Annotated in this window: 7 protein-coding genes and 1 pseudogene; all 8 read right to left on the bottom strand. The window is 44.7% G+C overall.

Annotated features, from left to right (window positions below; all coding sequences use genetic code 11):
* Nucleotides 1-130 precede the first annotated feature (130 nt).
* Nucleotides 131-1,021: a YIEGIA family protein gene (locus PHP87_RS09605; protein WP_299920696.1), complete on the bottom strand. Its 891-nt coding sequence runs from the start codon at nucleotides 1,019-1,021 to the stop codon at nucleotides 131-133.
* 1 nt (nucleotide 1,022) lies between these two features.
* Nucleotides 1,023-2,078: a stage II sporulation protein P gene (gene spoIIP, locus PHP87_RS09600; RefSeq protein ID WP_299920693.1), complete on the bottom strand. Its 1,056-nt coding sequence runs from the start codon at nucleotides 2,076-2,078 to the stop codon at nucleotides 1,023-1,025.
* Nucleotides 2,071-2,811, bottom strand: a complete 741-nt coding sequence (locus tag PHP87_RS09595; protein WP_299920690.1) for a DUF1614 domain-containing protein — start codon at nucleotides 2,809-2,811, stop codon at nucleotides 2,071-2,073. The genes spoIIP and PHP87_RS09595 overlap by 8 nt, the downstream gene beginning before the upstream one ends.
* 440 nt (nucleotides 2,812-3,251) lie before the next feature.
* A complete protein-coding gene (gene fni / locus PHP87_RS09590; protein WP_299920687.1) occupies nucleotides 3,252-4,262 on the bottom strand; it encodes a type 2 isopentenyl-diphosphate Delta-isomerase in 1,011 nt (336 codons plus the stop codon).
* Nucleotides 4,262-4,891, bottom strand: coding sequence for a molybdenum cofactor guanylyltransferase (locus tag PHP87_RS09585; protein WP_299920684.1), 630 nt, complete (start codon nucleotides 4,889-4,891; stop codon nucleotides 4,262-4,264). The genes fni and PHP87_RS09585 overlap by 1 nt, the downstream gene beginning before the upstream one ends.
* 55 nt (nucleotides 4,892-4,946) lie before the next feature.
* The gene (locus PHP87_RS11955) at nucleotides 4,947-5,171 is read right to left on the bottom strand and encodes a zinc ribbon domain-containing protein (RefSeq protein WP_366942926.1); all 225 of its coding nucleotides are present in this window, start codon (nucleotides 5,169-5,171) and stop codon (nucleotides 4,947-4,949) included.
* 22 nt (nucleotides 5,172-5,193) lie between these two features.
* A complete protein-coding gene (locus tag PHP87_RS09580; protein ID WP_299920682.1) occupies nucleotides 5,194-7,290 on the bottom strand; it encodes a bifunctional 4-hydroxy-3-methylbut-2-enyl diphosphate reductase/30S ribosomal protein S1 in 2,097 nt (698 codons plus the stop codon).
* Between the two features lie 55 nt (nucleotides 7,291-7,345).
* Nucleotides 7,346-7,609 (bottom strand): annotated as a pseudogene (locus PHP87_RS09575) (1-acyl-sn-glycerol-3-phosphate acyltransferase); the annotation flags it as partial.

Raw genomic sequence — 7,609 nt, 5'->3', positions numbered from 1 at the left:
GCCAGGAAAAGGCCAAGCTTTTCTTGTTCTTTCTCGTCAACTGCCAGAAATACCGGACAACCACCACCAGTTACTTTATCCTTGTCCATGGTTACAATGGCTAATATGCCCCCCTTTAAGCCTTTATCCACTAATCTGCCGCCTTTCTTCCATAAAAGCTTTTTAAAGCAGTACCTCGGGTTGACTCAATTACCGGTACCCGTTTAATAATTTCTATTAAGTAATCCAGATCCGGCTCATTGGCTACTATAAACAAAGCCAGGTAACCTTTATCTACCTGCTTTCTAGCCAAAGGCCGCAATTCTGTTTCCGATACATCCACCTTGCTTCCCAATATGGATACCACATCATGGATTATAGCCATTCGCTGTCCAGGTGCATCCAGCGTCAGGCGGGCGTTATCATCGCGGGGTTTAATGATAACCCCCATTCCTTCTTGCCTTATTTTTTCCCGGGTTTCAGCCAGTCCTACATTCATAATGATGACATCATTTACCTTGAGAATAGACTGGTCAAAACTTATTTCCCCTTTTTCCACCTGGGCTATTTCACCTATATAGGAACCGCCCATTAGTTTGGAGGAAATAACTATGCTGAAAATAGCGGCAATAAGAGCATATTCCCATCGCAACCAGTAGGCTACAGCGCTGCTCAGCATGGCCGTAAATATAACCAGGTAATTGCGGGCTTCAAAAACTCGGGCAATCCCTTCAATATAATCGGCTCCCCGGGGAACCAATTTACTCTCTTCCAATCTGCTTAAGGTTTCGCGTTCCATATTGCGTATCTCCCGAAACTGCTGGGCGGCCAGAACCAGAAATGTTACCGCAACATAATCGGGTTTAGCAATCGCTGGTATGCTAACCGCTCCCAGGCCAGCAGCAATAAAACCCAGAGCCAGGTGGGTCAAATAACCATGGGGATAGGTGGGATAGAAGCGATAATCACTGCGGAGCATAATCAACCTGTCCAGAAAACCAGCTGCTATCCCTAGCAGAATGGCTATGGCGTATCGTTCCATACTACTTGTTGGTACCCCGGTTCAAAAGATAGTAACCACCGGCAGCGGCAGCCACTACTATCAATATCATTAATATACTAGTACCGGCACTCTTGTTTTCACTGCTTTCAAGCGGTTTTTTAGCTGCCTGGGATTGGCTGACCGGATTATTAGAGTAACCTAAAACACTGGGAAGGGTTTCTGCAAAAAGACTTATTCCTTTTTCCGCATCTTCTTTCTTGTTGGTATGGGCTCCGACTTCTAGCAGCATAGCCCGCGGGCTCAAATCCTGGTTGTAATCTCCTTTGCCAATATAGATTCCGTTGGAAAGACCGGGCGTTTTCTTGTCCATTACGGACTTGATTTTTTTTGCATATTCCAAATTACTTTTCATATTGGGGTTGCTTCGTCCTACCACCAGTTTTACTTTGGTAACATCCTTCCCTTTAACTTGAGCCTGGTATTGCGAGGCGGGAACCGCATCCCGGTGAACATCTATTATTGTATCAGGGGACTTTTTCAACAGGCTGGCGGCAGTTCTCCGCGAACGATTGTAGGCATTGATATCATGAGGATTATGATTATTTTTATTGTATTGCACTTCAAGGCCCATTTTTTGTAATTTATTTACCAATACCTGTCCGACATCATAGATGCCGCCATTCCCCTCAATGCTTTCTTTGCCATCACTGGGAACATAGGATTCATCGCTATGGGTATGATACACCGCTACCGTTGGCCGCTTTCCAGCTACTACCGGCAGTTCTTTAGTGTTAAAATTCCAGGCATTAGTCTTCTTGTCATAGCTTAACACCGGCATTTTTTCTTCTCCCTGATACTTGCATCGCGCAGTGTTGCCAATTATATCCACCACTTTATACCTGCCGTTGCTAACACTGATATATTCATCACCGGCATACACTTTGCTTCCCGTCTGGTGAATTACATTGTTGTTTTCATCCAACAAAGTAAAGCATTTATCCAGCGGCTGTTCCTCATAAGCAGCATTAAAAGTACCTCCTCCAACGCTGCTACCTATAAGCAGCATTAAAAATATGATTAGAGTGCGTTTAAGCATCTTCGGCACCTCCGTTCTCACCACTACTTTTCTCATTTTTATCAGATTCTTCAGTGGGAAGAGGTTTTTGGACTACTTCAGGTTCCCGCAAATTCTTTACCAGTTCCTGCGGTCTGTCTTCCGTCTCGGGCCCTCCTTGCACCCTTTCCAGGGTTTCACCTATTAATTCGGCCAGGAGAACAGCAATAATTCCAGCCAGAATGAGGGAGTCAAAAGCGCCAGCTCCACCGACATGAACTACTCCACGAATCCCGCTACGGGTCAGATACAGATACTGACCAATATCCAGAGCCAATATACCCATGACGGCGGCAAAAAAAGCACCCCGCCGGGAGCGGCCGGCCAGATAACCCACGACTCCTGCTACCAGGGGATAAATATAAATAGGGTCGATAAAGATTTTTTCCGGTTCGGCTCCCAAGAAACGGGCCGCCAAAAACAGAGCTAGAGCAGTAACTACACCTGCCAGAAAAGCTCTCATTTTCTCAAAGGCAGTGCCGGCTCCAATAATTACATAAAAAGCCAGGCCAACTGCAATGAATCCTCCCAAATTTATCGTAACTCTGGAACTTAAGGGGATATCAATAAAGCTGCCTACAATAATCAAGGCAATAAGCGCCAGTGCTGCTCTATCACTCAGGCGTAAGCGATCCAGAACCCGGTGTGCCACCCCAAAATAAATTAATATGGATACCACCACTAGAGCAATAAGCCCTAAAGGGAAATTCGCCATTAGCTCCATCCTTTCTTAAAGAAAACTTGCTCTAATTAGGTTTCCCTTTCTGTTTTGGATTATGTGGAGAATATGCTGAAATAACATATGACTCCACGGCAAAAAACCCTTTTTGTTGCATAAGGGTTACATAAATATACAAAGCGCTGGCGAAGGTGAAAGCGGGCGGGCGAAGTCCGCCCCTACAGTACTTGGCGGTCGCTAGTTGTTGCGCCTGATTCGGAACGACACGGGGGTCGTTCCCTACACATCCTGCGGTCGCTATTAAGGTAGCTGAGCGGTATATTTATGCACACTAATGCATATTTATTACTCTTTGCAGTGACATCATGCTTTCTTTATAAAGAAAGGAGTAGCACTTAAGCTATCTATGAATGGGGGTAAATAGAAAGGATTATCCTTGGTATAATAGCAGGATTAATTATCTTTGTGTTGCCGGGTCAACGCCTGGCCCAGTAGCTGGGATCAATTCCCCGCAAACGCAGGTATTCAGCAATTTCTCTTAAAATTATAAGAGGTTTCTGGCGAATTTCATGCAAATTCCTGGCACCACTCATGAGAAAGACTGCCTTTAGCCGGTAGAAAAATCCGCTCAGGCTTTGATCCAGGGCTTCCAGACCACCGGAAAGAAAAGTTTTAAGTAAGGGAGCAGCCATTCCTACCAAGTCCGCCCCCAAGGCCAAAGCCTTGGCCGCATCAGCTGCGCTCCGGATTCCGCCGGAAGCAATTACCCGACGGGTAGGTAGCTGCAATAACTCTATGAGACTTATGGCTGTAGGGATTCCCCAGGAATTTAATTCCCCAGCAAAATGTCCTCCCCTCTGGTCTTCAATAAGAATAAAGTTCGTCCCTCCCTGCCCGCTACAATCAAAGATTTCAATTCCAGCTTCCATTAGAGAATTGGCTGCTTCCCGACTAAAACCAAAACCGACTTCCTTGGCAATTACTGGCACCGGGCATTCTTTAACAATCTGGCGAATATTCTCCCTTATTCCTTTAAAATTACGGTCGCCTTCTGCCATCGCCAGCTCTTGTACTACATTAAAATGTAGCTGCAGGGCATCAGCGGATATCATCCGAACCGCTTGCAGAGCTTCTTTTACCCCGGCAGCTGCATTTAGATTTGCCAGAATTATCCCATTAGGATTAACTTCTCGAACAATACTAAAAGACATTGTGGCTTCCGGGAATTCCAGGGCAACACTCTGTGAGCCGACAGCCATGGGCAAACCATATTTAAGCGCCATCCGGGCTAAAGATCGATTAATGTTCAAAGCCTGATCAGTCCCACCAGTAAGAGCATTTACCATGAGAGGGTATTGCAGATCCTTACCCAAAAAGTTGAGGCTAAGATCAATTTCATCCAAGTTTAATTCCGGTAACGAATCGTTTATTAGCCTAATGTCCTCAAAGCCGGAGGTAACCGGACCATCTTCCAGTTGGCTGGCCATTATAATATGCTCTGATTTACGCTGCTTTCTGATAGAATCAGCCTCCCTGCCATTTCCTTAGCTGTATTTAGAGCCGTGGGATCATTAACATTAAAGAAGATCTCACGGGGGTTGCCGAATTGGGCTAATTCTTCCTCTTGAATCACCAGGGCATCAATCTCTTCATAGAAAATACGGGTTAATTTCAGTCTTTGATTTTCCAGGCAAGAGGTAAACAGAGGTAAGCATTTGCGGTGGTAGACAGCGGATGTTGGCTGCAGTTGGGAGTCGATGCAGGGAACCACGCTGTCATGATCCCCCAGCATTTGCAGCATATATTCGACTACCTGCATTTCAACAAAAGGCATATCACATCCCAATAGAAATACAGCTTCATTGGCAGCATGATACAATGCTGAATGAATCCCACTTACCGGTCCCTGCCGAGGATAAACATCGGTAAATACAGGCAGGCCCAGGTGCAGATATAACTCGGGGTCATTAGTGATTATCATGGTTTCACTAAAAAATGCTGTAAATTTTTCAATTATTATTTCAATGGCCGTTTGTGAAGTTATTCGGGCAAAAGCCTTGTTAAACTTCATGCGCGAACTCTTGCCTCCAGCCAAAATAATACCACTGGTTTTCATAAATCTTCATCCTTTAAAATATAGGAAAAAAACAAGAAAGGCTGCCAGCGGCAGCCTAAAACCTCATTGGACACCCGCTGTTACTGCATCCTCCACAGGTATCTGGGCCTTGTACTTTATTCGTCTTCATACCCCATCTTGTAGTATTAAAAGACGAAAGCAGTTGTTTTAAGTTGGAGGAGTCGCATTGCGGACAACGAACCTTATCTTTGTCAATATAGGAAAGCATCTTGTCAAAAGACTTACCACAATCTTGACATTGAAAGTCAAAAATCGGCATTTCTTTTCACTCCTCAGATAGCCTAATCGTTTTCTTCTTGATTTTCCATATACTCTTCTATTTCCTGGTTTTCCAACTCATTCTGAGCTTCCTTTAAAGAAAGCCCTATCCTCTTTTCCTCCGGGTCAATGCTAAGTATTTTTATTTTTATCTTCTCATTAACCTGAACCACATCTTCGGGCTTCTCAACGCGGTGGTTGGCCAGTTGGGAGATGTGAACCAGGCCATCAACTCCGGCTTCGATTTCAACAAAGGCTCCGAATGGAGCTATCCTCACCACGGTACCTTCAATAATATCACCTTCCTGGAATTTTTCTATCACTATCTCCCAGGGACTCTTAAGCAACTTCTTGCGGCTCAGGGAAACTCTCTCCTTCTCCCTATCCAAAGCCAGGATGTAAACATCTAATTCTTCACCTTCCTGTAAAACATCGGAAGGCTGCTCTATTCTGGTATGAGCAATTTCCGATACATGCAGTAAGCCCTCATAACCCCCCAGGTCTATAAAGGCACCGTAATCCACCAAACGTTTTATCCTGCCTTTACGAACTTGTCCCTCTTCGATCTCCTCCCAGAACAGCTTTTTCTGTTTGGCTTTTTCTTCAGCTACCAGTTCCTTGCGGGAAAGCACTACCTGGGAACCTCTCCTCTTGTTACGATTGAATTCAATTATTTTAAAAGACAGGTCCCGGTTAATGTATTCATCCAAATTTTTTACATAACCATCTTCAACATGAGAAGCGGGTAAAAAGGCTACGATTCCAACATCAACCAATAAACCGCCTTTAACGCTGCCTGTTACTGTACCTTGAATTACTTTTCCGTCTTTAAAGCTTTCCTCCAACTCATCCAGGAGTATTTTGGCATCAACTTTCTTTTTGGAAAGCAGAATGGTACCATCATCATCCCATTTTAAAACCATTACTTCAATTTCGTCACCAACTTCAACCAGTTCCTTGGCGGAATCTATATCTTGCAAGGACATTTCCCGGAGGGGGATAATTCCTTCAGATTTGCCACCCACATCAACCATTACTTCATCATCCAGAACCTGAATAACCTTGCCCTTTATTACATCTCCTTTACTGGGAGAAGCAAAATCGGCCATTTCGGCTTCCAGCTTGGCAAACGATTCCTCATTGGCGGGCGTTTCTTCCTGTACATCAGGCTCCTGATTTGTTTCCTGGTTCTCTTCCGGCATAGTCTCCTGATTTGTTTCCTGGTTCTCTTCCGGCATAGTCTCCTGATTTGTTTCCTGGTTCTCTTCCGGCATCTTTTCTTCCTCGTACAACGTCATCCTATCCAATACCTCCTTAATTATCCAGTCCGGAGTCGAAGCTCCTGCGGTAATTCCGATCTTTGATACCCCATCCAACCATTCCGGTTTGATTTCAGAAGCCTTTTGTATTTGAAAAGTCCTGACTCCGGTGTTTTGACACTCCTTACTTAGAGTGCGGGTGTTTGAGCTTTTTCGGTCACCAATCACCAGCATTAAATCTACTTCCCAGCATAAATCCTGGGCCGCCTCCTGTCGGTTCCTGGTGGCTGAGCATATGGTATTGAAAACCTTTAGTTCCCGGCATTTATTTCGTAAAGCTTCCGCTACCTCTAAAAATTCCTTTTGATCCTTGGTGGTTTGGGAAACCAGTGCTGCTTTTTGCAGAACAGGCAAGCCACAAACTTCATCCGTACTGGCTACTACACTCGCTCTCCGGCCACACCACCCCAATATGCCTTCAACTTCAGGGTGTTTGGCATCCCCAAAAACAACTATATCATAATCTTCACCTCTTAACCGGGTCACTATTTCATGAATCTTTTTAACCAGAACACAGGTAGCATCCCTTACCTCAAAGCCCTGTTCCCTGGCTTTATTTATTAATTCGGGGGAAGTCCCATGAGAGCGGATTATTATCCCGGCTGGTTGTTCCCTAATTCTTCCCAGTATATCCACTGGCTCTACGCCTTTTTTCCGGAAGTAATCCACTACCTCATCATTATGAACCAGCGGTCCTAAAGTAAACCATTTGCCTGGTTCCCCTGCGGCTTCCTCCGCAATTTTCACTGCTTTTTTCACTCCGGCGCAAAATCCCGCATTTCGAGCAAGTAGAACATACATTTACTTCCCTCACAGACATTATTACTATTCAGTAATAATATAGCTAAATCCTTCTTTATTTTTTTAAAAGAAGATTTATTTTAGTCATAATGTCGCTGCTTAACTTTTCCATGCTTGCCGAATTTACTTTCTGCCTCTGGTACTCTTCAACACTAATGGGATCGCCTACCCTTACCACCAGAGGCTGCAACCATCCCAGGGGTAGTATCCTGTTAGTACCTATGCAGGCCACAGGTACTACTGGAGCTCCTGATTTAAGAGCAATCATAGCTACTCCCGCCTGGGCTTTCAGGTCTTCCCCCTTTAAGTTTCTCATCCC

It is taken from the genome of Syntrophomonas sp., from assembly GCF_028707975.1.
Taxonomy (GTDB): domain Bacteria; phylum Bacillota; class Syntrophomonadia; order Syntrophomonadales; family Syntrophomonadaceae; genus Syntrophomonas.
Note: the sequence above shows the minus strand (reverse complement) of the source record. Positions and strands in the feature narration are given on the sequence as shown.

What these genes read in the sequence shown, in the direction of transcription:
- PHP87_RS11955 (WP_366942926.1), bottom strand. Translation starts at nt 5,171, where the DNA reads ATGCCGATTTTTGACTTTCAATGTCAAGATTGTGGTAAGTCTTTTGAC.
- PHP87_RS09580 (WP_299920682.1), bottom strand. Translation starts at nt 7,290, where the DNA reads ATGTATGTTCTACTTGCTCGAAATGCGGGATTTTGCGCCGGAGTGAAA.
- PHP87_RS09595 (WP_299920690.1), bottom strand. Translation starts at nt 2,811, where the DNA reads ATGGCGAATTTCCCTTTAGGGCTTATTGCTCTAGTGGTGGTATCCATA.
- PHP87_RS09585 (WP_299920684.1), bottom strand. Translation starts at nt 4,891, where the DNA reads ATGAAAACCAGTGGTATTATTTTGGCTGGAGGCAAGAGTTCGCGCATG.
- spoIIP (WP_299920693.1), bottom strand. Translation starts at nt 2,078, where the DNA reads ATGCTTAAACGCACTCTAATCATATTTTTAATGCTGCTTATAGGTAGC.
- PHP87_RS09605 (WP_299920696.1), bottom strand. Translation starts at nt 1,021, where the DNA reads ATGGAACGATACGCCATAGCCATTCTGCTAGGGATAGCAGCTGGTTTT.
- fni (WP_299920687.1), bottom strand. Translation starts at nt 4,262, where the DNA reads ATGGCCAGCCAACTGGAAGATGGTCCGGTTACCTCCGGCTTTGAGGAC.